Genomic DNA, 22,607 nt, shown 5'->3' with positions numbered 1-22,607 from the left:
ACCTTGCCTCCTTACGCTTCTTCTTCTTTGTAGTCGATCCCTAACTCTTTACTGATCCCAGCATAGCCTTCTGCTTCTAGGCGTTTGGCTAAATCTGCCGAACCGGTCATCACTACACGGCCTTCCATCATGATATGAACCACGTCTGGTGTGATGTAGTTTAACAGACGTTGGTAATGGGTGATGATCAAAGCGCCAAAGCCTTCGCCGCGCATTTCATTGACGCCTTTTGCTACGACTTTCAAGGCATCAATATCTAGACCAGAGTCGATCTCATCCAAAATCGCAAAGGTTGGCTCTAGCATCAACAATTGTAAGATTTCATTTCGTTTCTTTTCTCCACCAGAGAAGCCTTCATTCAGATAGCGTTCCGCCATTTCTTCTGGCATATTCAATAAATCCATTTTTTCATCTAATTTTTTCAAGAAATCCATGACAGAGATTTTGTCGTCTTCGTCACGTTTGGCATTGATCGCTGCGCGCATGAATTCTGCATTGGTGATGCCTGGAATTTCGCTTGGGTATTGCATCGCCAAGAACAGACCTAAACGAGCTCGCTCATCCACTTCCATTTCCAAGACATTTTCGCCGTCGAACAAAATTTCCCCTTCTGTCACTTCATAATTCGGGTTGCCCATGATGGCAGCGGACAAGGTTGATTTCCCTGTACCGTTTGGTCCCATGATGGCATGAATCTCTCCAGTTTTTAACACTAAGTCGACGCCTTTTAAGATCTTTTTATCTTCGATTTGGACGTGTAGATTTTTGATTTCTAAAACTGACATTTCTTTCCCTCCAGTATCTTTTCTTTCTCACTATTTTAGACTAATTGAGAATGAACTTCAAACGCTATTCCCGTCTTTTTTAAAATATTTCTAATCTGTACATTGGAATTATTATAAAGTATTACATAGAGATAGTACATGGTTATTGTCTGTAATGCTAGAAATTTTTTTGATTTGTTGTAAAAAAGAAAAAGGAATACGACATTGGCTGCCGCATCCCCTACCTTCACTTCTGCTGTGCCCATTCTTCTCGCAAGATGCCATACTTGATGGAATCATAATAGGTGCCTTCCCAGAAACGGACTTTGCGGATCTGGGCTTCTTTGGTCATCCCTAGCTTTTCTCCTAGTTTCATCATGCGGTGATTGCCCGACCACGTGGTATAACCGACACGCTGGATTTGAGGCTGTGATTCAAACAACTCATTGATCCACTGGCGAATTGCTTGGCTGCCAATGCCTTGATTCCAAAGGGAAGCATCATAGATGGCTATCCCGAATTCCAACCACTGCTGCAAGGTATTGTCTTCCCAGTAAGCGGTCGCGATCCCCACGATTCTTCCTTGATAGCTGATCGCTTTACGTAACGGGTTGTCGATGCAGCTAGCACCAAACCCCGTTCGAAATTCTTCCCACGTCAACACGGGGTCTTGGAAATACGGTCCGTCCCATTTTTTCCATTCTAAATCTGCCTTAGGCCCATAGCTGATCGACCAAAGTTCAGCAATCATTTCTTCCGTAATCGGTTGAAGTGTGACTGTTTCTGCCATCTTCAAGCCCCCCTTTCTCCTAGAAAAGTCGTCTCCTCAAACGGTTCTTCACGCATTGTGGAGAACCGTTTGAGATATAAGTACACGTATTTTGATCGACGATCAGTGCTTATTTCCCGAAAAGTTTTTGGAGAAATCCTTTTTTCTCAGGGACTTCCTTTGTTTCAGTCACCTGAAGCGGTCCAGTTTCCTTCACGACTTGCTGAAAGCCACGATTGTCTTGCAGCAACAGACCGTTTAGTTCCAGGATCCCAGACAGACTGCCAATCATCCGCCGCACTTCTCCCGCACTTTTGCCGAAAAAGCACTGGTCGTCATTTGCTTCGGCTTCTTCCAAAATAACCAGCAGCTGCTGGATGCTTTGATTTTGTTCACCTAAGACGTACGACAACTGGTCAACTTCCACTGTTGTAGTGGCCGCTGACGGTACTAAATCCGTTACGAGCTTTAAGCTATCTAAATAATCCTTTAAGTCAAAAATGAACGTTTGTGCCGCTTCATTGTTCATTAATTGGCTTTGACTCAATTTTATTTGTAGCGCTTCCAATTCGTTTGAACGTTTAGAAAGTTCGCTTACGATCGTTTCTGTATCCATATGCCACCTCCTAATGACATTGTCCCGTTTTCTCTTTCATCCGTCAAGAATTCGTCGGACTTTTTTCTGCGTTTTTACCGATCAGACCTGCCTATTGCTCCTGTTGGCACTTTGTCGGTGCACAGCCATAGCGCTTCGCAAAGAGCCGATTAAAATGGTTGATGTTTTGGAACCCAGATTGAAACGCCGCCTCTCGAATCGTCAGTGTTTCGTTGCTGCGTAAATAAAAAAACTTTTGAAACCGAGCTTGCAATAAATCTTCTTTGGGCGTGGTATGAAAAAACTGTTGATAGAGCTTATAGAATTGGCTTTTACCGATGGAAAGCTCTCGGCTAAACTGGTAAAAATCCCATTGCTGTTCACAATTGACTAACATTTTCAACCGCATCGCTTGAAACAGTTGATAGTGTTCGTTTTGTGGTTGCGGGATGCTTTCTTCAAAATTGCGTTCAAGTAAGACCAATAGGTTTGTCATATACGCCGCGATCAATTCTTCCGTGTGCCGTTGTGGCAACAAGGATTCATGATTGATCTTTTGGATCAATTTGTTGATTTGTTGAATATTTTTCGGCTGGAACAGTTGGTTACAAGGGATCGCATAGGTTTCTTCGATCACTTGATCCGTTTGAAACTCAACAAAGCTATTAAAAAAATCTTCTTTGCCACGATAATCTTGATAGACGGTTGGAGGAAAAAGAATGCAGCTACCTTTTTCACTAGTTTCTTGATGACCATCTTCAAAAGTGAAAACCATTGGAGACAACGTCAACACGAAAAGATAATGCTTTAAGCCAGAGGGTCGATAAATATGATCGGAAACAGCATTGTGCATTTGAAATCCTGAATAGGTTACGTTCAACTTCTCACTCCTTCCTACTTGCCTTTAGTATAAAGAAAACGGACAAAACGTCAATAGAATAAGACAGAATGTAGTGTTTATTTTCATGGACTATCGCTACAATGAAAGAAAAGAAAGGGGTTGCAAAATTGAAGAAAACTACGATGTATTTAGACAAACACTTTATTTTGGCACCAGTCGACGAACGGATCTACGGCTCTTTTGTGGAGCACTTAGGGCGCTGTGTGTACGAAGGGATCTATCAACCAGAAAGTCCTTTTGCCGATGAGCAAGGCTTTCGTCAAGATGTCGCTGCCTTGATCAAGCAGTTGAATGTGCCGATCGTCCGTTACCCAGGAGGCAATTTCGTCTCTGGGTATAAATGGGAAGATAGCGTCGGCCCTAAAGAGCAACGGCCAGCAAAAATCGATTTGGCCTGGCGGGTAATCGAAAGCAATCAGTTCGGCTTAAACGAATTTATGGATTGGACCAAACAAGTCAATACGGCACCGATGATGGCGATCAATCTTGGGACACGAGGAATCGAAGCAGCGAAAAACTTGATCGAATACACCAATTTAAAAGGCGGCAGCTATTATAGTGACCTCCGTCGTGCCCATGGGGTGGCCGATCCTCATGACATCAAACTTTGGTGTCTAGGCAATGAAATGGACGGTCCTTGGCAAGAAGGACATAAGACAGCCGATGAATATGGCCGTCTCGCAGAAGAAGCTGGCAAAGCGATGCGTTTGGTGGACCCAACGATCGAAACCGTCGCTTGTGGTAGTTCTTCTCTCACGATGCCGACCTTTGGCATGTGGGAAGATACAGTATTAAGTCATTGTTACGATCAAGTCGACTACATTTCCATGCACCAATATTATGGCAACCGTAACGGCGATAGCCAAGATTATCTAGCAAGCAATGTCGCAATGGATCAGTTCATCAGTCAAGTCGCAGCAATCTGTGATGCAGTGAAAGCCAAACGCCGAAGCAAGAAGACGATCAATATTTCCTTCGACGAATGGAACGTCTGGTATCACTCAAATGAACAGGATCAAAAAATTGAACCTTGGAGTCAACACCCACCACAATTAGAAGACGTCTATCACTTTGAAGATGCGTTACTCGTCGCAAGCATGATGATCACGATGCTTCATCACGCAGATCGCGTTAAAATCGCCTGCATGGCACAGCTGGTCAACGTGATCGCACCGATCATGACTTCCGATACTGCCGCTTGGAAACAAACGATTTTTTATCCCTATGAAATGATCAGCAACTATGGTTGCGGTCACGTGTTGCATAGTATTCTTCGAGGGGCTGATTTCGATAGCAGCCACGGAAAAGCTTCTTATGTGGATGCCATTGCGATCGAAAACGAAGATGACTATTTGACCTTTTTCTTAGTAAATAAGGATTTGCAGGATGCCAATGAATTCACTTGCGACTTGCGTCAATATGATTCATTGCAAATCGCTACCCATCAAGTCTTGCACCACCCAGACTTGCATGCCGTCAATACCGAAGCAACCCCGAACAACGTTGTGCCCGTCAATGGAAAAACAGCGGAATTGAATGACGGCATTTTGCGTGTCGTCTTGGAAAAACAAAGCTTCCAGATGCTACGCTTGAAGAAAAACGGCAGCAAGTAACGAGTATATCTGTTTAAGCAAAAAAAAGCAGCAGCCTTGGTGACATCCTGAAAAAGCGAGACTTTTACGGAGTGGAGAAATCCACTCCTTTTTTATGATCCCCCCTGTTCACTTGCTATTTTTCGCATTCTTAACTGATCTGGGCAAAAAGGCGGCAACTGCCAGCTTGTTTTTCAAAAAAAGAGACGACAAAAGAACACCCTGCGGCAGCTAAGATACCGCAGGGTGTTCTTGATTCATTGTTTAGCCGTTATAGGCATCAACGATGATTTGTTTCAATTCAGAGATTAGTGGTTCTTTTGGATTTGCTGTTGTACATTGGTCTTCGTAAGCCAATTCAGCCATGCGATCAACTGTTGTATCTAGTGTTTGTTGAGTGACGCCTTGCGCTTTCAAGCTCATGTCGATACCCACAGATTGTCCTAATTCGTAAACAGCTGTTGCCAATGCTTCAACCAATTCAGCCGTTGTTTTGCCTTTAAGGCCTAAGAATTTCGCAATGTCTGCGTAATCTGTATCGGCACGGAAGAAGTCATATTTAGGGAACATTGCATGTTTTTGTGGGTCTTTGGCATTGTAACGGATGATGTGCGGTAAAAGAATCGCATTTGTACGTCCGTGAGGAATACCATATTCACCACCGATTTTGTGGGCTACTGAGTGACAAATACCTAGGAATGCATTGGCGAAGGCCATACCTGCCATTGTTGAGGCATTATGCATTTTTTCGCGAGATTCCATATCAGGTGTTTTCACTGATTTTTCTAAGTAGTCAAAGACTAACTTGATTGCTTGTAAGCTCAATCCACGAGTGTAATCAGATGCCATTACTGACACATAAGATTCGATCGCATGAGTCAAAACGTCCATTCCAGTGTCTGCTGTAACAGAAGCAGGTACTGACATTACGAATTGAGGGTCAACGATTGCTACATCTGGTGTCAATGCGTAATCAGCTAATGGGTACTTCACGTGTGTTTCACTGTCAGTGATAACCGCAAATGGTGTTACTTCAGAACCAGTACCAGACGTTGTTGGGATACAAACGAATTGCGTTTTTTCTGGTTTGTCGATCTTGTATGTCCGTTTACGGATATCTAAGAATTTTTGTTTCGCGCCGAAGAATGAAGTATCTGGGTGCTCATAGAACATCCACATGCCTTTGGCAGCATCCATTGCTGATCCACCACCAAGGGCGATCACTGTATCTGGTTTGAAATCAACCATCATTTTTGTTCCAGCGTAAACGGTGTTTGTTGATGGGTTTGGTTCTACGTCAGAGAAGACTTCGATTTTCACGTCATTTTTACGACGAGCAAGTACTTCACGAACCGTATCGCAATAGCCGAATTGAACCATACCAGGGTCACAAACGATCATGACACGTTCAACGTTTTCCATTTTCTCCAAGTACATTAGAGAGTTCTTTTCAAAGAAGATTTTTGGTGGCAATTTAAACCATTGCATATTATTTCTCCGTTTCGCTACAGTTTTCACGTTGATCAAGTTCACAGCAGAAACATTTCGTGATACAGAGTTTTTCCCGTATGAACCACAACCAAGTGTCAATGATGGAATCATTTCGTTGTAGATATTTCCGATACCACCTTCTGCAGATGGTGTATTAACTAAGATACGGCAAGCTTTCATGCGTAGGCCGAATGCTAATTGCAAGTCTTCGTTTTCAGTGTGGATCACCGCTGTATGGCCTAATCCGCCTAAATCAAGCATTGCTTCACATTTTTCGAACGCGTCTTCTGTGTTGTTTGCTTTGATCATTGCTAAAACTGGAGAAAGTTTTTCTCTTGATAGTGGGTAATCAGCACCGACACCGTCAAGTTCAGCGATCAATAATTTTGTTCCTTCTGGTACGTTGATGCCTGCTAATTTCGCGATTTCCATTGCTGAATGTCCAACGATTGCTGGATTTACGGCATATTTCCCTTCGTTCATCACGGCATCTTCAAGTTTTTGTAATTCTTTTGCTTTTACAACATAGACTTGATGTGCTTCAAATTCTGCTTTCACAGAGGCATAGACTTCTTTATCAACGATCACTGCTTGTTCAGAGGCACAGATCATTCCGTTATCAAAAGTTTTTGATACGATCAAGTCATTGACTGCTCGTTTCACTTTCGCTGTTTTTTCGATATAAGCAGGTACGTTCCCTGGTCCAACACCTAATGCAGGTTTACCAGTTGAGTATGCTGCTTTGACCATGCCAGCGCCACCAGTTGCTAATACGATCGCAATTCCTGGGTGGTTCATCAATAAGCCAGTCGCTTCGATTGATGGATGCTCGATCCATTGCACACAGTTTTCAGGTGCCCCAGCAGCGATGGCTGCATCACGAACGATACGTGCAGCTTCTGCTGAACATTTTTGTGCAGATGGGTGGAAAGCAAAAACGATCGGGTTACGTGTTTTCAAAGCGATCATTGCTTTAAAGATCGTTGTAGATGTTGGGTTAGTTGTTGGTGTTACCCCACATACGACACCAACTGGTTCAGCGATTTCGATCAAGCCTTTTTGTTTGTCTTCATTGATCACGCCGACTGTTTTGTCATGTTTGATACTGTTCCAAATATATTCTGAAGCGTACATGTTTTTGATCGCTTTATCTTCATAGATACCACGGCCAGTTTCTTCTACTGCCATTTTAGCTAAAGGCATATGTTTGTCTAATGCTGCCATTGCCATTTCATGAACAATGTGGTCCACTTTTTCTTGATCAAAGCTTTCCATTTCTTTTAACGCCACATTTGCCTTCGTTGCTAAATCGTCAATCATTGCTTGTACGTCGATTGTCACTTCTTTTTCCAATGTCTTAGCCATTGTATGTCCTCCTAGTTTTTAAACATGTTTTGTTTGTTAACTACTTCACATACAGATCATACAACATCTTTTTTCGTTTGTAAATAGTTTTTGTGATTTTTTTCACAGTTATTATGATTTTTCTTTTTTAAAACCGTTTTCAAGGGTTTCTAAAGAAAAGAAGTGGACAAAAGTTTCGGTTTTTCTTAAGAAACATGTCATGTGCTTGATTGAACAAACGGAAGATTTGCGAAAATATTATATCCTTAATAAATATTATCTCTTCATCTTTTTCCCATTTTCTGTTAAAAGACTAACTCTCTTAAGTAATTATTCATATGACGTCAAATCTAATACACTCCATTTCTTTAGGCGTTGACTTTTTGCCGTGAATGTATCCTGTGTGAACACCTCACAAGCTTTTAATACAAGCGGTGATGAATTTTCTTCATTTAGCTGTTCGATTGGAAAAAAAGCTGCACCCAATGAATCTTGTCCTGCAAATTGAGAAACGTTTTTCTCAAGGTTGCCAGTGGTTGCTTTAATCTCATAAAAGACACAGATGTGATTATTCATGGACATTCCTTGATAGTGCCAGGGGTACAGAAAATTAATTGTTCCTAATTGATGATAGCTAGTGACGGTCATGCCGGTTTCTTCTTTAAATTCTCGGCACAGCGTGTCTTCCAGCAATTCACCTGCCTCCATGCTGCCGCCTGGCAAATCATAGCGGTTTTGATAAGGTCCCGCCTTCTTTTTGATGACGGCCAAGCAGTTGCCTTGAAACAAAATTCCATATACTCCAAATGCGTTATGGTACAACCGAATCCCTCCTAACTTGTATCTATTCTACGTAAATCAAAACAAATCATCAACAGGCTTAGTCGATTTATGTCTTACATCGAACATGCTTGGCTTGATTCATAAAAAAACGACCAGCCAGCGCTGATCGTCTTTCTCTTTAAAACAAATCCTCTTGGTCTGCTTCTGTTAGAGGCTTTCCGTGGGCAAGCTGGGAAACAACGTGCGCCATCTTTTTGTAGGAATCATTTAATCCGATTCCGCCTTTTTTCGGCATCTTCAAGATATAGATGTCTTTGGCATAGATTGTCACTGCTGGATTTTCCTCTGACATCGCTGCAGCCCCTGGAATTCCTTGTGCATTGAATACTTTCGTCAATCCTGCTGCCATTTCGCCAAAATTAGGATAATGCATCGCAGGTCCGCAAAGAACGGCATCGGCGGCAAATTTTTTAGCAAACCCCACAAATTTTTTATTCACTTCTTTTTGATGCTCGTGATAATATTGGTCACCACAATAAAGCGTTGCAACGATTTGTGCGTCTTGCTCTTGAAAAAGTGGATTCAAGGTTCGACCTGGACCAAGGGCAGCTTTTTTGCCGCTTGGCGGCAACTGAGCATTTTCATCACTTCCCATCCCTGCAGTGACATGATTGAGAATCAAAATTATTTTTTTCATGAGCGGTGCCTCTTTTCTTATAGATCATCAAAATCGAAATCGTCAAAATTGATTTCCTCTTCTTCTTGTTCAACGGCATCCGCTTCTTCTTTTAGATATTGATTATCTAAGACTTTGATAAACGGATAATAAATAGCCATTCCTAAGAGGATCAACAAGACTTGTAACACGGACGCTTGCCAACCACTGACTAAGAAACCAGAAATAATCGGTGGCGTGGTCCATGGCAGTTGAATTCCATTGGTATAGTTGACTAACCCAAGATCCATACAGAAGTATGAGATTATAATATTGATCGTTGGCACTAAAGCAAAAGGAATCAGCAGAACTGGATTCAAGACGATCGGTAACCCAAAGATGATGGGTTCATTGATCCCGAAAATACCTGGAATCAACGATAACTGTGATAGTTTTTTGACCCGTTGGCTTTTACAGACTAAGATCATGACTAAAATCAAAGATAATGTCGAACCGCCCCCACCAAAGGTCGCGAACATGTCTTGAAATTGACCGGTGATGATGTTAGGAATTTCTGCGCCATTCTTGAAGGCATCTAAGTTTTCAATAGATAATGCCCGTAAGATAGGATTGAAGACAGCGCCGACCACACTGGAACCATTGATCCCAAAGAACCAGAAAAAATGCAAAAATAGGTAGGCTATGATCATGGCACCTAAAGTATTTCCTAAACTTAACAACGGTGTCTGTAAGAACTTAAAGAGTATCTCTTGCAGATTGCCATAAGATGTCAAGTTGGCTAACCAGTTGGCGATCATAAAAACCGTCACGATCACAAAGCTGGGAATCAATGCCTCAAAGGATTTCACCACGGTTGGGGGAACACCGTCAGGCATTTTGATCGTCCACCCTTTGCGTAATAACGCAACGAACATTCTGGTGGAAATCAAGGCAACGACCATCCCTAAGAACAAACCGCTAGAACCCATCCATCGTAATGGCAGGCTGCCAACTTCATATACTTCCGTAGAGCCTTCTGGTGTGAAAACGGTCGTAAATGGTGTCACGATAAAAAAAGAAACGAGTGAAATAATGGCTGCTTGCATGGCATCAACTTTAAACTGTTTTGCCAAACTATACCCGATCCCACCAACGGCTAAAATCGTCATAATGTCAAAGCTGGCTGTTGCTGGCATATTCAACATCGTTGCCCAGTTGTCTCCCAGCAAACTGCTCATCATCTCGTTCCAATTTGGAATCGGAAAATTGGTCAAGACTAAAAAGAGTGAACCCACGATCAACAACGGTGTGGATAATAAGAAACCATCACGAATCGCAATCAAGTATTTGTTTTCACCGATCGTCTTTGCCATCGGTGTTAACACTTTTTCTAACCAGTTTAAAAATTTCTGCATTTTTCTTCCTCCCATCTGCGTGCTATCTGGCAGATAACACGTAGTCCCCTGTTACTCCAACACTTTTATTACTTTGCTTTGGCTTTTTTGATCAAGCTCAAGGCATCTTTCAACGCTCGTTCGCCATCCATCATGCCGTATGCTTCTGTCGTGATCGTGCCGACTGGAATCCCCATTGGCTCGAAAGTCGCTTTCATTTTGCTATCTAAGTGTCGTACTTGTGGACCTAACAAAATAGCGACTGGTTTTTCTTGTTCGACTTTTTCTTCTGCATGGATCGCAGGGAATGCTTCGATCGTCAAAGGCATGTTGTGCTTTTTGACGACTTCCATCATTTTATTGACCATGATACTCGTTGACATTCCAGCTTCACAAAACAAATAGATTTTTTTCGTTGCCATATCCATTCCTCCAATGTTTGTTTTTCTCAATCGCGGTTTTTAGACCGGCGCTTTGATCCGTTCTTCATACGCCTCCAACCATTCTTTCGTGATGGGTTCGATCACGGTTGTCTGCTCAGGTCCTGGTGTTGCCATAAAAATAGTAGGCTCTTGATTGGTGGTTGCGACACTAAAGGTAAATTCTACATTGGTTGCCACCCCCCAGCGACCCTGTTTATCTAAGGCGATCAGCGAGAAGGCGCCGGCTTTGCCGTAGCGCTTCTTCAATCGCGCTTCAAAATCGTAAACGGCTTGATCACATGCTTCTTGCGGTGCTAGCCCTTCTCCCATCAAACGAACGATTTCGTAGGAAAGGCAGCCTTTCATCAAGTCTTCCCCTAACCCTGTGGCAGCGGCACCGCCGATTTCACTATCCACATAAAAACCAGATCCAGACAAAGGTGAATCGCCAACACGACCGCTTTTTTTCATAAATAAACCAGAACTAGAGGTTCCTGCTGCCATGCTTTGGTGTTCATCCAGCGCAACTACTCCCACTGTATCGTGGCCGTCATAGGGATCGAGGTTGTTGGCAGCGATCTCTGCTTTGCGCTTTTCCCAAATGGTTTTGGCTCGGGGTGTCAGCATCTCTTTGGGCTGGAATCCTTCGGCAAGCGCATAAGCGACCGCTCCTTGGCCGATCCGAAAACTATTGAATTTCTCCTCACTTAGGCTGCGTGCCACGGAAATAGGATTTTCCACATCGACGATCCCAGCGACGGCACCAATTTTGAAGGTATCACCATCCATGAAGGCAGCGTCCATTTCCAACACGCCTTCTTCGTTTGGCAGTCCGCCATACCCCACCGATTTATAAAATGGATAATCTTCCACTGCTTTAATGGCTGTTTCTACTGCATCTTGGCAGGAGCCTTGTTGCTCTAATATTGCTTTAGCAGCGAGCACGCCATCGTGTGCCATCCGCCATGTAGCAATCATTCCCCACATAAATATCCCTCCATTTTTCATAGCGCTTTCAAGTATATTCTATACGGTATATACTACTATGTCTATACTAAAAAAAGAGTTTCTCAAAAAAATTGGAAAAACTCTTCTTCGTTCGTGTCTTCGCTTATTTTGTCAGTGCTTGTAAGCTGCGCAAATAAATTTCAAGATTCGTCCGTAGATCGGCAACCGCCATGTACTCATCTTGGTTATGAGCGATCCCTTTTTGCCCTGGAAAAGACGGACCAAAAGCAAGGATGTTTGGCATCTTGCGGGCGTAGGTTGCTCCTGTAGTCGTCACGGGGGTTGGATCATTGCCCGTTACTTGGTGATAGATTGTCGATAGCTTTTGGATTTCGGGGGCATCTTTTGATCGGCAGAACCCTGGAATGCTGCGAAGGATCGTAAGGCTTGCCCCTTTTGGCAATGCCTTTTGCACCCCAGCGAGCACTTGTTCCTCCGTTACCGATACAGGATAGCGGAAGGCCACTTCTAACGCTAGTCCGCTGGCGGATTTTTGGAGAACCACAGGGGTCAAGATCAATTTTCCTGAATCAGCATCTTCTAGTACCAAATCAATGCCTTCGCCATAGTGCTGCTGGTGAAAACTTTGGGTGATCCACTGCAAAGCTGCTTGCAATGACGGTGTCGCCGCCAGTCGCGGTGCCGCTTGCTGCGCAAGTTTTGTAATGGCATTGTCCCCTAGCTCAGGGGCATTGCTAGGGGAGCGTTTGCCTAGTGCTTCAAAGGACTGGCTGCCTACGGTTACCGACAGGTGGTCTGGCACATGATCGCGGAATTGATCGCCAGTAAACGCAGCTAACAGCTGCTGTTCTTGGACGGGCAATGGAAAATCAAGTTGCACATTGACGACACCCCGTTCGCCGTAAACCACTGGATACTTGCAGTCTGGCGTAAAACCAAAACGCGGTGGCTGCTCAACCGCTAGATAATGCGGGATATCCGACATGCCGCTTTCTTCATCTGTACCGAAAATGATCCGCAGCGGTAATTGCGGTTGATGACCAAGGTCTTTCAATACTTTCATGGCAAACAAACAGCTGATGATCGGGCCTTTGTTATCTAAGATCCCTCGGCCATAAAAGTTGCCGTCTTTTTCAGTTAGTGCAAACGGTGGGTAGCTCCAGCCAGAACCTGCCGAGACGACATCCAAGTGTCCTAACACACCGATATAGTCGGTATCCGTTGGTCCCCAATGGGCATAGCCGATCGCATCATCGATGACCGTTGTTTGAAACCCGTATGCTGCGCTTTTTTCCATGACGTATGCTAACACTTCTCGTGGTCCTGTGCCATAAGGCGCATGAGGCGCCGGCTCACCTTTGACGCTTGCGATCTGCATCACCTCGCTCAAAAGCGTGAGAAATTCTGACCAATTGGCTTCAATACTTGCTGTGAGTGGATCCATTGTCTTCACCTCTAAAGGATTGATTTTATTTTTGACGCACTAATGTATTTTTGAAGGTATATTTGTCTGCTCGGTAATAGGATATATCGTATAAGATCGGTTTGGCTGATGCGGAATAGGTCATCGAATGGACCAAAAGCATCGGTTCCTCTTGAGGCACCTGTAAAAGTTTCGCAATATCGGCAGGACTTTTCACAGCTTCCACCTCTTGATGGGAATAACCAATCTCGATGTTGGCTTCAATGACTTGATACAAAGACGACTCTAATTGAGCTTTCGTGAGTTCTGCGGTGTCTTCTTGCAGATAGCGTTTCAGTACGTAAAGATTTTCCACCGTCATCGGCTCATCATCAAAGTAACGCAAGCGCACCAAATAAACGATCGGTTCCTTGGCGTAATCGCCAAACAGCTGACCAATCTCTATCGGGAGCTCTTTGACGGTTTCGATATGCAAAACTTCCGTACGGGTCTTTTTCCCTTGGATTTTGGCGGTCTCGGTAAAACTTTGGAGCCCGCCAGAGCCGCTTTGGATCTTGGGCTGTTTCATGACATAGGTTCCTTTGCCTTTTTCTTTCACTAACAAATTCTGGCCAATTAATAGATCGATGGCTTTGCGCACCGTTAAACGGCTGCACTGAAATTCCTCTGCTAAATCATAATCGGAAGGAAGCTTTTGGCTCGTCACGTACGTACCTTCATAAACCCGTTGCGCAATCTGCTGGGCAACTTCTTGAAATACTGCTTGTTTTTTCAACGTCTCTCCTACTTTCTTTCACTTTGCTACCATTCATAAAACGATCGATTGGCACTGACGCCAGAAGAAACACTGACAAACGCTTGTTCATCGATTCCTTGGATCATGCCTTCGACGGTCTTGAGTTCTCTATGGGAAATGACCAGTAATAATAGTTTTTTCTGTTGATGATCAAATCCACCTTCGACATCGTTGATGACCGTGATGCCTTGCTGCAAGGCACATTGCAACGTCGTAATGACGGGTTCTGCTTTTTCTGTAACGACCAGCAGCTGTACACGCCGCTGCTTCAGGTTGACGTAGTCGACCATCCGCCCACTGATGAAGAAGGAAATGGCACTATAAAAAGCATAAGGCCAACCAAAGATCAGCCCAGCTGCTAGCTGCAAACTGACATTGAAGCCGATAAAGAAACTGCCGATACTTCTACCAGTGGCTTTTTTCACTAAAATCCCTAAAATGTCAAGCCCACCCGTTGAAAAATCGTCGTTCAATGTCAAGCCCACCGACACCCCGTGCAGCAATCCGCCAAACACGGCACAGATCACCGGATCAGTCGTTAAAGCAATGACCGGTACTACCTTCATCATAACAGAAGACAGGACGACGGTACAAACCGTCATGATGGTAAATTCTCGATCGATTTTGACCCAAGCAACCGCTAACAATGGCGCATTAAAAAAAAGCACCAAAAGCGGGATCGAAAGCTGCAGATTCAACTGCTCATCTAAAAGCTGCGACAACAATTGCGACAAACCAGTGATCCCACTCGCATAAATATTTCCCGGCAGCCAAAAGAGATTTAGGGCAATCGACGACAGCAATGCATAGATCAAAGCAACAAGCATTCGTTTTCTATAACGTGCCATGTTTTTCCTCCTCCACTTCGCTTTTAGTATATATCATTAAGTATATACTGTCACGCAGAAAAAGCAGACGAAATGAGGGGGAAAACAGGAACGAAGCAAGGTAAAAACACGCCAAAATCAAGGAGTGAAACGTTGGTATCAAAGGTTTTTTAAGATTTTTTTAAAGCGAGTAAATCACTTGAAATTCGCTAAAAAATGAATAAAATAAAAAGTGTAAAAACAAAAGAATAAAGAAAGGATGATTCTTATGACACATGAGATTGTGCCACGCCGCTCAGATTCATACAGTATGACACCTTTTGATTTCTTTGAAGATTTTGGCCGCAGTTTTTTTGATGGGTTTCCATCGAACCTGATCAAAACCGATATTCACGAGAATGACAAGGAATTTCTCGTTGAAGCAGAACTGCCTGGCATCCCTAAAGAAAATATTCAAGTAACCTATGAAAATGGGGTTTTAACGATTACGGGACAACACCAGACGGATCATGCGACCGAAGATGAAAAAGGACGTCTGGTTCGCAGCGAGCGCAGCTTGACAAGCGTTCGGCGGCAATACCTGTTAGAAAACGTCAAAGAGGATGAAATCAAAGCCTCTTACGCTGAAGGAATTTTGAAATTGACGTTGCCAAAAGACCAAGGCAAACAAGCGTCAAAGAAACTGATTCCGATCGAGTAACCAAGGCAATCAAAGCACCGCAGCAAAACGAGCGATCTCTGTTTTGCTGCGGTGCTTGTTTTATTTTAGAAACTGTCCGACTACTAAAAAAATGCACCATCGCTTCTGAGAAAGCGACGGTGCGTTTGTGCTTATTCTTTGGTTTCGTCTTGGATGCTCGTTGCTTCTTCGACATCAGCTGGTTCGATTTGTGTCTCAACGGATGCAACAGTTCCGGGTTTCACTGTGCGGATCGCTGAACGATCAAACTCTAAGAAAATTCCTTCACAGTCGATGATCACGGTGCTTTTTTCTGTGTTGACTTCAGAAAGAACGCCGTGGAGTCCGCCGATGGTTACGACTTCATCGCCAGCTTTCATATTTTCTAAAAGATTTTTACGCTCTTGCTGTTGTTTCTTTTGTGAACGACTCATAAAGAACCACATTGCCACTAAAGCAACCAGCATAAAGAGCATTGGTAAAGATTGTGCCATTTTTTTCACCTCGATTTATTTTCTTTCCTATAAGATACTTTATCAGAATTCCTCTATTATTCCCACCATTTTAGTAGAGAATGTTAGAAATTCCTCGCATTTTCCTTGTTGAACCCATACTCTTCAATAAAATGCTCACGGAACTCCAACAAGTTGTCATCCATGATGGCTTGACGGACATTTTTCATCAGATTCAATAAGAAGTAGACATTGTGGTAAGACGTCAAACGCATACCAAAGGTTTCATCACATTTGATCAAGTGGCGGATGTACGCACGAGAATAGTTTTTACATGTATAACAATCACACTTCTCGTCAATTGGTCGAAAGTCACGGGCATATTGCGCATTTTTCACGACTAAACGACCTTTTGAAGTCATACAGGTACCGTTTCTTGCGATCCGTGTTGGTAAAACGCAGTCGAACATATCGACACCGCGAATCACGCCATCGATCAAGGAGTCAGCTGCCCCAACGCCCATCAGGTAACGTGGTTTGTTTTCTGGAATCCAAGGAGTCGTAAATTCCAACACGCGATTCATTTCCGCTTTTGGTTCGCCAACTGACAGGCCGCCGATGGAATACCCTGGGAAGTCCATACTGATCAAGTCTTGGGCACTTTGCTTGCGCAAGTCTTCAAAGCCTGCACCTTGAATGATCCCAAACAAGCCTTGCCGATCTGGATTGGCATGGGCTTTCAAGCCACGCTCCGCCCAGCGAGACGTCCGTTCCACCGATTTTTTGACGTAGTCATAGCTTTCATCAAATGGCGGACACTCATCAAAACTCATCATGATATCTGACCCTAATTTGTTTTGGATATCAATCGCTTTTTCAGGAGATAAAAACATTTTCGATCCATTCAAATGGTTTTTGAAATGGACACCTTCTTCGACGATGTTACGCATTTCGGCTAATGAAAAGACCTGAAAACCACCAGAATCTGTTAAGATTGGTTGATCCCAATTCATAAATTTATGTAAGCCGCCTGCTTCTGCAACAATGTCTTCTCCTGGACGTAACCACAAGTGATAGGTATTGCTTAAAATGACGCCTGCACCCATTTCTTTCAACTCTTCAGGGGCAAGGGTTTTGACCGTTGCTAATGTGCCGACTGGCATGAACATTGGCGTTGGAAAGGTTCCGTGAGGCGTGATCAGTTCGCCTAAACGGGCACCGGTATGCTTTTCTTTCTTTATCAGACGATAACGAATGGCTGGTTCCGTCATTCATTTCCCTACTTTCTCTCTATACTCGATTAACTGTGCAACGCTATCTATGATAAGGGTTGCCCTTACATTTTGCAAGGAAGTTTAAAGAAACTAAGAGTATTTTCTCCTAGTCATGCGAAACATCTATTACTTTTTTTTGAAGATTTAGCGAAAGTTTGCTATCATGTTATTTATATTGAAGGGAGGTTTTTTGAAATGAAATCAAATAGAGAACTAAAAGCAGAAGCAAAAGCAATGCTGCGAGGACGCTGGAAAGACAGTGTTTTGATGTGTATTGTACCGACTTTGATCTCGATCGCTATCGCATTCGTCATTATCGTCCTTACTGTTATTCCATTGTATCAAAGCGGTATGTTCAATGATCTTGGTTCTACCGATGCAGTCAATTCCGCTGGTGGCAGTGGTGGCAGTGGCGGCGGCGGTTTGATCAGCGGTCTATTTTCTGCCTTATTCGGTGCTGGGATCTCTTGGACTTTCCTTGATCTTTTACGCGGTAAAAAACAGTCGATCCAACCCTTTTCTGATGTCTTTCGTGGCTTCAGTGGTGCTTTCGTGTTAGGGATCATCGTCATTTATATTTTGTCGACTATCTTCACGACGTTGTGGACATTCCTGTTTATCATTCCTGGGATCATTAAAGCTTATTCTTATTCTCAAGCATATTTTGTCTTTTATGATACCTATGAAGAAACGGGCATGCGGCCAGATTTTCTCAGCTGCATCACAGGTAGCCGTCATTTAATGAGAGGCTACAAAGGTCAACTGTTCATCCTTGATCTGAGCTTCATCGGCTGGCACATTTTGGCCATCATGACAGCTGGAATCGGCTACTTATGGTTGACACCTTACATCAGTGCAACCAAAGCAGCGTTTTATGACAATCTACCTAAACGAGCACTTGCTTAAAAGATCGGTTCGCCGGTCTTTTTTTTGAGGAAAACGACCTTTTTCTTTTGCAAACGCTTCCGTTTCGTGTTATAGTATACGTGTAAGGAAGGTAGCAACTCTGTTGGTGGTTTTCGTAAATATCGCAAACTCAATCTACTAAAAGTTGTTGAACGTACAAGTTTCACCTAGTACCAAACGTGTAAAGTAACAAGAAGAAAAACGTAACAAGGATCGAACATTTCCATATCGAAAAATGATACGTCTCATTTTGTATCGGAATACACGAAACATGTGTAAGTTTGTAAATGAAAACAAATTTTCGAGAAACATTGCTTTGCATGGACCACAAAAAGCGACCACCACTTATACCTTCCTCTAGTAGTAAGCTGGGCGACAAAAAAGCAGTTCTAAAAGTTGAGAAATTGTTTCAACTTAAAGAGCCGCTTACGTCGCTCAGTTTTTTTTGTTTATTTTAAGAACATCGCATCGCCAAAGCTAAAGAAGCGATACCGCTCATCGATGGCATGTTGGTAGGCAGAAAGTGTTAGGTCGCGTCCTGCAAAGGCACTGACTAACATCACTAAGGTTGATTTTGGTAAATGGAAGTTGGTAGAAAAAGCTTCCACGATTTTAAACTGATAGCCTGGCGTGATAAAAATACTCGTCCACCCACTATCGGCTTTGATTTGCCCATCAAACTTAGTCCCAATGGTTTCTAACGTACGGATCGAAGTCGTACCGACTGCAACGATCTTGCCGCCATTTGCCCGAACCTCGTTCAATTGAGCGGCAGCTTCTTCTGTCAAACGGAAAAATTCGCTGTGCATCTCATGATCAGCGATATTATCGACACTGACTGGACGAAACGTTCCTAAACCAACGTGCAAAGTCAGATAAACCAGCTTGACGCCTTTTGCTGCGATCTGCTCCAGCAATTCTGGGGTAAAATGCAAGCCGGCAGTCGGTGCAGCAGCTGAGCCGTTTTCTTTGGCATAAACCGTTTGATAGCGGTCTGGGTCTTCTAGCCGTTCTTTGATGTAAGGCGGTAACGGCATTTCGCCAAGTGATTCCAGAATCTCTAAAAAGATCCCTTTGTACTGAAAACGAATGATCCGGCCGCCGTGATCGAGCTCTTCTTCCACCACTGCCTCTAATCGTCCGTCGCCAAAGGTGATCTTCGTGCCGACTTTGGCTCTTTTGGCTGGCTTGATCAAGGTTTCCCACGTATCCCCTTCAATATTGTTCAGTAAAAGGATTTCTAAATGGGCACCTGTTTCTTGTTTTTCGCCATAGATACGAGCTGGTAATACCCGCGTATCATTCATCACCAAAGCATCCCCTGGTGCCAATTCATCAATGATGTTATAGAAGTGCTTGTCCTCAAATTTGCCAGTCTCACGGTCAACCACTAATAAACGGGAACTTGAGCGATCGCTTAATGGCGTTTGGGCGATCAGTTCTTCCGGTAATTCAAAATCAAAATCTTCAGTTGTAAGCATGTTGTTCCTCTCTTTCCCTAAATTCTTCTCTATTCTAGCATGTTTTTATAAAAATTGAAAAAACAGCTTTTTATTCTGCCCTTTCTTAGAAAAAAATAAAGAGACTGTTGCCAAGGCGTTCTGCAAAAAAGCCCCCTTTTTCCCAATGAAAAATAACGGGGGATCTTCGCCGTTTCTTTTCCCTATGCATCGCTCCTTAATTTGGACTTGCTTCTGGCGCTATTTTCGGTTTTGTCTATACAATTATGAAAAAAATGGGCAGATTATTTGAATAACAAGGGACTTTTCGGCATACTTAGTACAGATTCTAAGCCATTATTCAGATTGCTTAAATAAAAATAGAGGTGACATCATGATTGAGTTTCAGCAGGTATCCAAAATTTACAAAGGTGGTAAAGTCGCTGTTGAAGATGTGAATCTTTCCTTTGAAAAAGGCGAATTCATTTGCTTCATCGGGACAAGTGGTAGCGGAAAGACGACTTGTATGCGGATGATCAACCGTATGACGGATCCTTCTAAAGGAAAAATCTTGATCAATGGAAAAAGCGTTACAGAGATCAACCCAGTGGAATTACGCCGTCAAATCGGCTATGTGATCCAAAGCATCGGTTTGATGCCTCACATGACGATTCGGGAAAACATTACACTGGTTCAAAAATTGTTAAAAGTCAGCCAAGAAGAACGCAACAAAACTGCCGAGCGCATGATCGACTTGGTGGAATTGCCGCGAGAAATGCTCGACCGTTACCCCAACGAATTATCTGGGGGCCAACAGCAACGGATCGGTGTTGTCCGTGCCTTGGCAGCTGACCAAGATGTCATCTTAATGGATGAGCCTTTTGGCGCACTAGACCCAATCACTCGTGATTCCCTACAAGATTTGGTCAAAGACTTGCAAGAACGGCTTGGAAAAACCGTCGTCTTCGTTACCCATGATATGGATGAAGCATTGAAACTTGCTAGCCGCATCGTGATCATGAGTGAAGGAAAAGTCATTCAATTTGATACACCAGAAAATATTCTGCAACACCCAGCAACACCGTTTGTGGAAGAATTGATCGGTGAAGACCGCTTGTTGCAAGCAAAACCTGACACGACGCCAGTCAAAGACGTGATGTTGAATACCCCGATCGCTATCACACCAGAAAAATCCTTACAAGAAGCGATTCACTTGATGCGAGAAAAACGGGTCGATACCTTGCTGGTTACCGACAATAGCAACGTGCTAAAAGGCTACATCGATGTCGAATCCATCGACCGCAACCGTGGCAAAGTTACTAGTGTCGGCGATATCTTGAACAAAGATGTCTTTTTCGTTCGTGAAACCGCCTTGTTGCGGGATACCTTGCAACGCATTTTAAAACGCGGCTTAAAATATGTGCCGGTAGTAGATGCCGACAAACATTTAGTTGGGATTTTGACCCGTGCTTCCTTAGTTGATATCGTTTATGACGTGATTTGGGGCGATGAGCCATCGATCATGGAAGCCATTGAGTCGGCGAAACCTGAAGAAACTGAGGAGGTCTAGCGCATGCAAAGCTTCTTTAATGAATATGGCGGCCAATTGGTCACCAAAAGTCTTGAACATTTGTATATCTCCTTTGCGGCTTTGCTCTTAGGGATTCTTGTTGCTGTACCGATCGGTGTGATCTTGACCCGTTTCCCCAAAGCAGCAACGGTCGTGATCGGCATCACCAGTGCATTGCAAACCGTGCCTTCTTTGGCGCTATTGGCATTGATGATCCCGATTTTAGGTGTCGGAAAAGTCCCTGCTATCGTCGCTCTTTTCATTTATTCCTTGTTGCCGATTTTGCGAAATACCTACATTGGAATGAAAAAAGTCGATTGGAATTACCGCGATGTTGCCAAAGGGATGGGAATGACCAACTTACAGTCGATCATTAGTGTGGAATTACCCCTAGCGATCCCAACGATCATGGCAGGGATCCGCTTATCGGCCGTGTATGTTTTAGCCTGGGCTACCTTGGCTTCTTACATTGGTGCCGGTGGGCTTGGTGATTTGATCTTTAGCGGACTAAACAATTACCAACCGCCTTTGATTTTTGCTGGAACGATTCCAGTGACGATCTTTGCTTTATTAGCTGACTGGTTACTGGGTTTGTTAGAAAACAAACTGACACCAGCTGCCTTAAGGGGGGATGCGTAATGAAAAAAACTTCAAAATTAGCGCTGTTGTTTTCCTTAAGTGTCGCTTTACTGTCCGGCTGTTCCTTTCCCGGTTTAGCCTCGACTTCTGATGAGAATACCGTGGCGATCACAGGTGGGATCACTTCCGAAGCCCAAATTCTTGGCGCGGTGGTTGCCGGTATGGTCGAACACTATACGGATAAAAACACAACCGTCATTAACAACTTAGCAACAACGACCATCAATCACCAAGCGATGATGAATGGCGATGCGTCGATCTCAGCTGCCCGCTACACAGGAACTGACTTGACCACGACGTTAGGGTTGGAGCCAGAATCTGATCCACAAGCCGCCTTTGACAAAGTCAAATCAGAATTTGAGCAACGGTACCAACAGACTTGGTTCCCTTCTTACGGCTTTGATAACACGTATGTCTTTCTTGTCAGAAAAGATACTGCCGAAGAATACGGATTGGAAAAAGTCAGTGACTTGAAAGATGTCGCGAATCAATTGGTTGCAGGGGTCGATACCGCGTGGATCACACGGGTCGGCGATGGGTACGATGGCTTCCAGAAAGCCTATGGGTTCTCTTTCCAAAACATCCTACCAATGCAGATCGGTCTCGTTTACGATGCTGTTGATAACGGAAAAATGGATATCGTTTTAGGGTACTCAACCGACGGCCGGATCGGCAGTTACGATCTCGTGATGCTGGAAGATGATCTAAACTTCTTCCCGCCTTATGATGCCGCACCGATCGTCGATGACAAATTGTTGAAAGAAACACCTGAAATCGGCGATGCCCTGAACAAATTAGCAGGCAAAATCGATACCAAAAAAATGCAAGAATTGAATTACCAAGTGGATAATGACCTTCTAGAACCAACGGTAGTTGCCGAACGTTTCTTAGAAGAAAATAATTACTTCGAAGGAGAGTGACGA

At 43.6% G+C, this 22,607-nt stretch carries 22 protein-coding genes; 6 read left to right on the top strand and 16 right to left on the bottom strand.

What is annotated here, in order from left to right:
• Window positions 1-11 precede the first annotated feature (11 nt).
• The 4 genes from sufC to IGI77_RS02455 all read right to left on the bottom strand — a co-directional run bounded on the left by sufC (window position 12) and on the right by IGI77_RS02455 (window position 3,008).
• On the bottom strand, window positions 12-785 hold the full coding sequence (gene sufC / locus IGI77_RS02470) for a Fe-S cluster assembly ATPase SufC (protein ID WP_005227367.1): 774 nt from the start codon (window positions 783-785) through the stop codon (window positions 12-14).
• Window positions 786-1,011: 226 nt separating this feature from the next.
• Window positions 1,012-1,554, bottom strand: a complete 543-nt coding sequence (locus tag IGI77_RS02465; protein WP_438769363.1) for a GNAT family N-acetyltransferase — start codon at window positions 1,552-1,554, stop codon at window positions 1,012-1,014.
• Window positions 1,555-1,663: 109 nt separating this feature from the next.
• Window positions 1,664-2,149, bottom strand: coding sequence for a hypothetical protein (locus IGI77_RS02460; protein ID WP_438769361.1), 486 nt, complete (start codon window positions 2,147-2,149; stop codon window positions 1,664-1,666).
• Between the two features lie 91 nt (window positions 2,150-2,240).
• A complete protein-coding gene (locus tag IGI77_RS02455) occupies window positions 2,241-3,008 on the bottom strand; it encodes a helix-turn-helix domain-containing protein (RefSeq protein WP_438769359.1) in 768 nt (255 codons plus the stop codon).
• A gap of 101 nt (window positions 3,009-3,109) precedes the next feature.
• Here IGI77_RS02455 and arfA point away from each other — a divergent pair, with 101 nt between their 5' ends.
• Entirely contained in the window at window positions 3,110-4,642 is a 1,533-nt protein-coding gene (arfA, locus tag IGI77_RS02450; RefSeq protein WP_438769356.1) for an arabinosylfuranosidase ArfA, read from the top strand.
• Between the two features lie 243 nt (window positions 4,643-4,885).
• Here arfA and adhE read toward each other — a convergent pair whose 3' ends face one another.
• The 9 genes from adhE to IGI77_RS02405 all read right to left on the bottom strand — a co-directional run bounded on the left by adhE (window position 4,886) and on the right by IGI77_RS02405 (window position 14,746).
• Complete coding sequence (adhE, locus tag IGI77_RS02445; protein WP_010748754.1) at window positions 4,886-7,477, bottom strand: bifunctional acetaldehyde-CoA/alcohol dehydrogenase; 2,592 nt, start codon at window positions 7,475-7,477, stop codon at window positions 4,886-4,888.
• Window positions 7,478-7,786: 309 nt separating this feature from the next.
• Window positions 7,787-8,278 (bottom strand): NUDIX hydrolase, encoded by a 492-nt coding sequence (locus IGI77_RS02440; RefSeq protein WP_438769354.1) that lies wholly within the window; start codon window positions 8,276-8,278, stop codon window positions 7,787-7,789.
• Window positions 8,279-8,417: 139 nt separating this feature from the next.
• Window positions 8,418-8,936, bottom strand: a complete 519-nt coding sequence (locus IGI77_RS02435; protein WP_438769352.1) for a GrdB-related putative oxidoreductase — start codon at window positions 8,934-8,936, stop codon at window positions 8,418-8,420.
• Window positions 8,937-8,953: 17 nt separating this feature from the next.
• Entirely contained in the window at window positions 8,954-10,309 is a 1,356-nt protein-coding gene (gene celB, locus IGI77_RS02430) for a PTS cellobiose transporter subunit IIC (protein ID WP_005227350.1), read from the bottom strand.
• Between the two features lie 68 nt (window positions 10,310-10,377).
• The gene (locus tag IGI77_RS02425) at window positions 10,378-10,710 is read right to left on the bottom strand and encodes a PTS sugar transporter subunit IIB (RefSeq protein ID WP_438769350.1); all 333 of its coding nucleotides are present in this window, start codon (window positions 10,708-10,710) and stop codon (window positions 10,378-10,380) included.
• A 39-nt stretch (window positions 10,711-10,749) separates the two neighbouring features.
• Window positions 10,750-11,697, bottom strand: a complete 948-nt coding sequence (locus tag IGI77_RS02420) for a N(4)-(beta-N-acetylglucosaminyl)-L-asparaginase (RefSeq protein ID WP_428220901.1) — start codon at window positions 11,695-11,697, stop codon at window positions 10,750-10,752.
• A 124-nt stretch (window positions 11,698-11,821) separates the two neighbouring features.
• The gene (locus IGI77_RS02415) at window positions 11,822-13,123 is read right to left on the bottom strand and encodes a Sapep family Mn(2+)-dependent dipeptidase (protein WP_438769347.1); all 1,302 of its coding nucleotides are present in this window, start codon (window positions 13,121-13,123) and stop codon (window positions 11,822-11,824) included.
• 25 nt (window positions 13,124-13,148) lie between these two features.
• A complete protein-coding gene (locus tag IGI77_RS02410; RefSeq protein WP_015508902.1) occupies window positions 13,149-13,877 on the bottom strand; it encodes a GntR family transcriptional regulator, LSA1692 subfamily in 729 nt (242 codons plus the stop codon).
• A gap of 26 nt (window positions 13,878-13,903) precedes the next feature.
• Window positions 13,904-14,746 (bottom strand): YitT family protein, encoded by an 843-nt coding sequence (locus IGI77_RS02405; RefSeq protein WP_438769345.1) that lies wholly within the window; start codon window positions 14,744-14,746, stop codon window positions 13,904-13,906.
• Between the two features lie 247 nt (window positions 14,747-14,993).
• Here IGI77_RS02405 and IGI77_RS02400 point away from each other — a divergent pair, with 247 nt between their 5' ends.
• Complete coding sequence (locus IGI77_RS02400) at window positions 14,994-15,425, top strand: Hsp20/alpha crystallin family protein (protein WP_005227339.1); 432 nt, start codon at window positions 14,994-14,996, stop codon at window positions 15,423-15,425.
• Between the two features lie 131 nt (window positions 15,426-15,556).
• Here the strand turns inward: IGI77_RS02400 and yajC are convergent, their stop codons facing one another.
• Together yajC and tgt are read right to left on the bottom strand one after the other, a co-directional pair.
• Complete coding sequence (gene yajC, locus IGI77_RS02395; RefSeq protein ID WP_438769344.1) at window positions 15,557-15,898, bottom strand: preprotein translocase subunit YajC; 342 nt, start codon at window positions 15,896-15,898, stop codon at window positions 15,557-15,559.
• Window positions 15,899-15,981: 83 nt separating this feature from the next.
• On the bottom strand, window positions 15,982-17,127 hold the full coding sequence (gene tgt / locus IGI77_RS02390; protein ID WP_005227333.1) for a tRNA guanosine(34) transglycosylase Tgt: 1,146 nt from the start codon (window positions 17,125-17,127) through the stop codon (window positions 15,982-15,984).
• 198 nt (window positions 17,128-17,325) lie between these two features.
• Here tgt and IGI77_RS02385 point away from each other — a divergent pair, with 198 nt between their 5' ends.
• A complete protein-coding gene (locus tag IGI77_RS02385; protein WP_015508900.1) occupies window positions 17,326-18,036 on the top strand; it encodes a DUF975 family protein in 711 nt (236 codons plus the stop codon).
• A gap of 449 nt (window positions 18,037-18,485) precedes the next feature.
• Here IGI77_RS02385 and queA read toward each other — a convergent pair whose 3' ends face one another.
• Complete coding sequence (gene queA, locus IGI77_RS02380) at window positions 18,486-19,517, bottom strand: tRNA preQ1(34) S-adenosylmethionine ribosyltransferase-isomerase QueA (protein WP_438769342.1); 1,032 nt, start codon at window positions 19,515-19,517, stop codon at window positions 18,486-18,488.
• Between the two features lie 352 nt (window positions 19,518-19,869).
• Here queA and IGI77_RS02375 point away from each other — a divergent pair, with 352 nt between their 5' ends.
• From IGI77_RS02375 to IGI77_RS02365, 3 genes are read left to right on the top strand one after another with little or no spacing between them, the layout of a single operon-like run.
• A complete protein-coding gene (locus IGI77_RS02375; RefSeq protein ID WP_005227327.1) occupies window positions 19,870-21,045 on the top strand; it encodes a betaine/proline/choline family ABC transporter ATP-binding protein in 1,176 nt (391 codons plus the stop codon).
• Between the two features lie 3 nt (window positions 21,046-21,048).
• A complete protein-coding gene (locus IGI77_RS02370; RefSeq protein ID WP_016609633.1) occupies window positions 21,049-21,684 on the top strand; it encodes an ABC transporter permease in 636 nt (211 codons plus the stop codon).
• Complete coding sequence (locus IGI77_RS02365) at window positions 21,684-22,604, top strand: osmoprotectant ABC transporter substrate-binding protein (RefSeq protein ID WP_438769341.1); 921 nt, start codon at window positions 21,684-21,686, stop codon at window positions 22,602-22,604. Before IGI77_RS02370 ends, IGI77_RS02365 begins: the two co-directional genes overlap by 1 nt.
• Window positions 22,605-22,607: the final 3 nt, after the last annotated feature.

Origin of the sequence: Enterococcus sp. DIV0213h (assembly GCF_051711285.1) — a bacterium.
GTDB classification, from domain to species: domain Bacteria; phylum Bacillota; class Bacilli; order Lactobacillales; family Enterococcaceae; genus Enterococcus_D; species Enterococcus_D casseliflavus.
The sequence above is the reverse complement of the archived record's forward strand: the minus strand, read 5'-3'. Positions and strand labels throughout refer to the sequence as shown.

Bases quoted from the DNA above. Each gene is read 5' to 3' on its own strand.
- IGI77_RS02405 (WP_438769345.1), bottom strand. From the start codon at position 14,746: ATGGCACGTTATAGAAAACGAATGCTTGTTGCTTTGATCTATGCATTG.
- IGI77_RS02415 (WP_438769347.1), bottom strand. From the start codon at position 13,123: ATGGATCCACTCACAGCAAGTATTGAAGCCAATTGGTCAGAATTTCTC.
- IGI77_RS02425 (WP_438769350.1), bottom strand. From the start codon at position 10,710: ATGGCAACGAAAAAAATCTATTTGTTTTGTGAAGCTGGAATGTCAACG.
- IGI77_RS02465 (WP_438769363.1), bottom strand. From the start codon at position 1,554: ATGGCAGAAACAGTCACACTTCAACCGATTACGGAAGAAATGATTGCT.
- sufC (WP_005227367.1), bottom strand. From the start codon at position 785: ATGTCAGTTTTAGAAATCAAAAATCTACACGTCCAAATCGAAGATAAA.
- IGI77_RS02370 (WP_016609633.1), top strand. From the start codon at position 21,049: ATGCAAAGCTTCTTTAATGAATATGGCGGCCAATTGGTCACCAAAAGT.
- IGI77_RS02460 (WP_438769361.1), bottom strand. From the start codon at position 2,149: ATGGATACAGAAACGATCGTAAGCGAACTTTCTAAACGTTCAAACGAA.
- queA (WP_438769342.1), bottom strand. From the start codon at position 19,517: ATGCTTACAACTGAAGATTTTGATTTTGAATTACCGGAAGAACTGATC.
- IGI77_RS02385 (WP_015508900.1), top strand. From the start codon at position 17,326: ATGAAATCAAATAGAGAACTAAAAGCAGAAGCAAAAGCAATGCTGCGA.
- IGI77_RS02365 (WP_438769341.1), top strand. From the start codon at position 21,684: ATGAAAAAAACTTCAAAATTAGCGCTGTTGTTTTCCTTAAGTGTCGCT.
- yajC (WP_438769344.1), bottom strand. From the start codon at position 15,898: ATGGCACAATCTTTACCAATGCTCTTTATGCTGGTTGCTTTAGTGGCA.
- celB (WP_005227350.1), bottom strand. From the start codon at position 10,309: ATGCAGAAATTTTTAAACTGGTTAGAAAAAGTGTTAACACCGATGGCA.
- IGI77_RS02400 (WP_005227339.1), top strand. From the start codon at position 14,994: ATGACACATGAGATTGTGCCACGCCGCTCAGATTCATACAGTATGACA.
- IGI77_RS02435 (WP_438769352.1), bottom strand. From the start codon at position 8,936: ATGAAAAAAATAATTTTGATTCTCAATCATGTCACTGCAGGGATGGGA.
- tgt (WP_005227333.1), bottom strand. From the start codon at position 17,127: ATGACGGAACCAGCCATTCGTTATCGTCTGATAAAGAAAGAAAAGCAT.
- arfA (WP_438769356.1), top strand. From the start codon at position 3,110: ATGAAAGAAAAGAAAGGGGTTGCAAAATTGAAGAAAACTACGATGTAT.
- IGI77_RS02375 (WP_005227327.1), top strand. From the start codon at position 19,870: ATGATTGAGTTTCAGCAGGTATCCAAAATTTACAAAGGTGGTAAAGTC.
- adhE (WP_010748754.1), bottom strand. From the start codon at position 7,477: ATGGCTAAGACATTGGAAAAAGAAGTGACAATCGACGTACAAGCAATG.
- IGI77_RS02420 (WP_428220901.1), bottom strand. From the start codon at position 11,697: ATGTGGGGAATGATTGCTACATGGCGGATGGCACACGATGGCGTGCTC.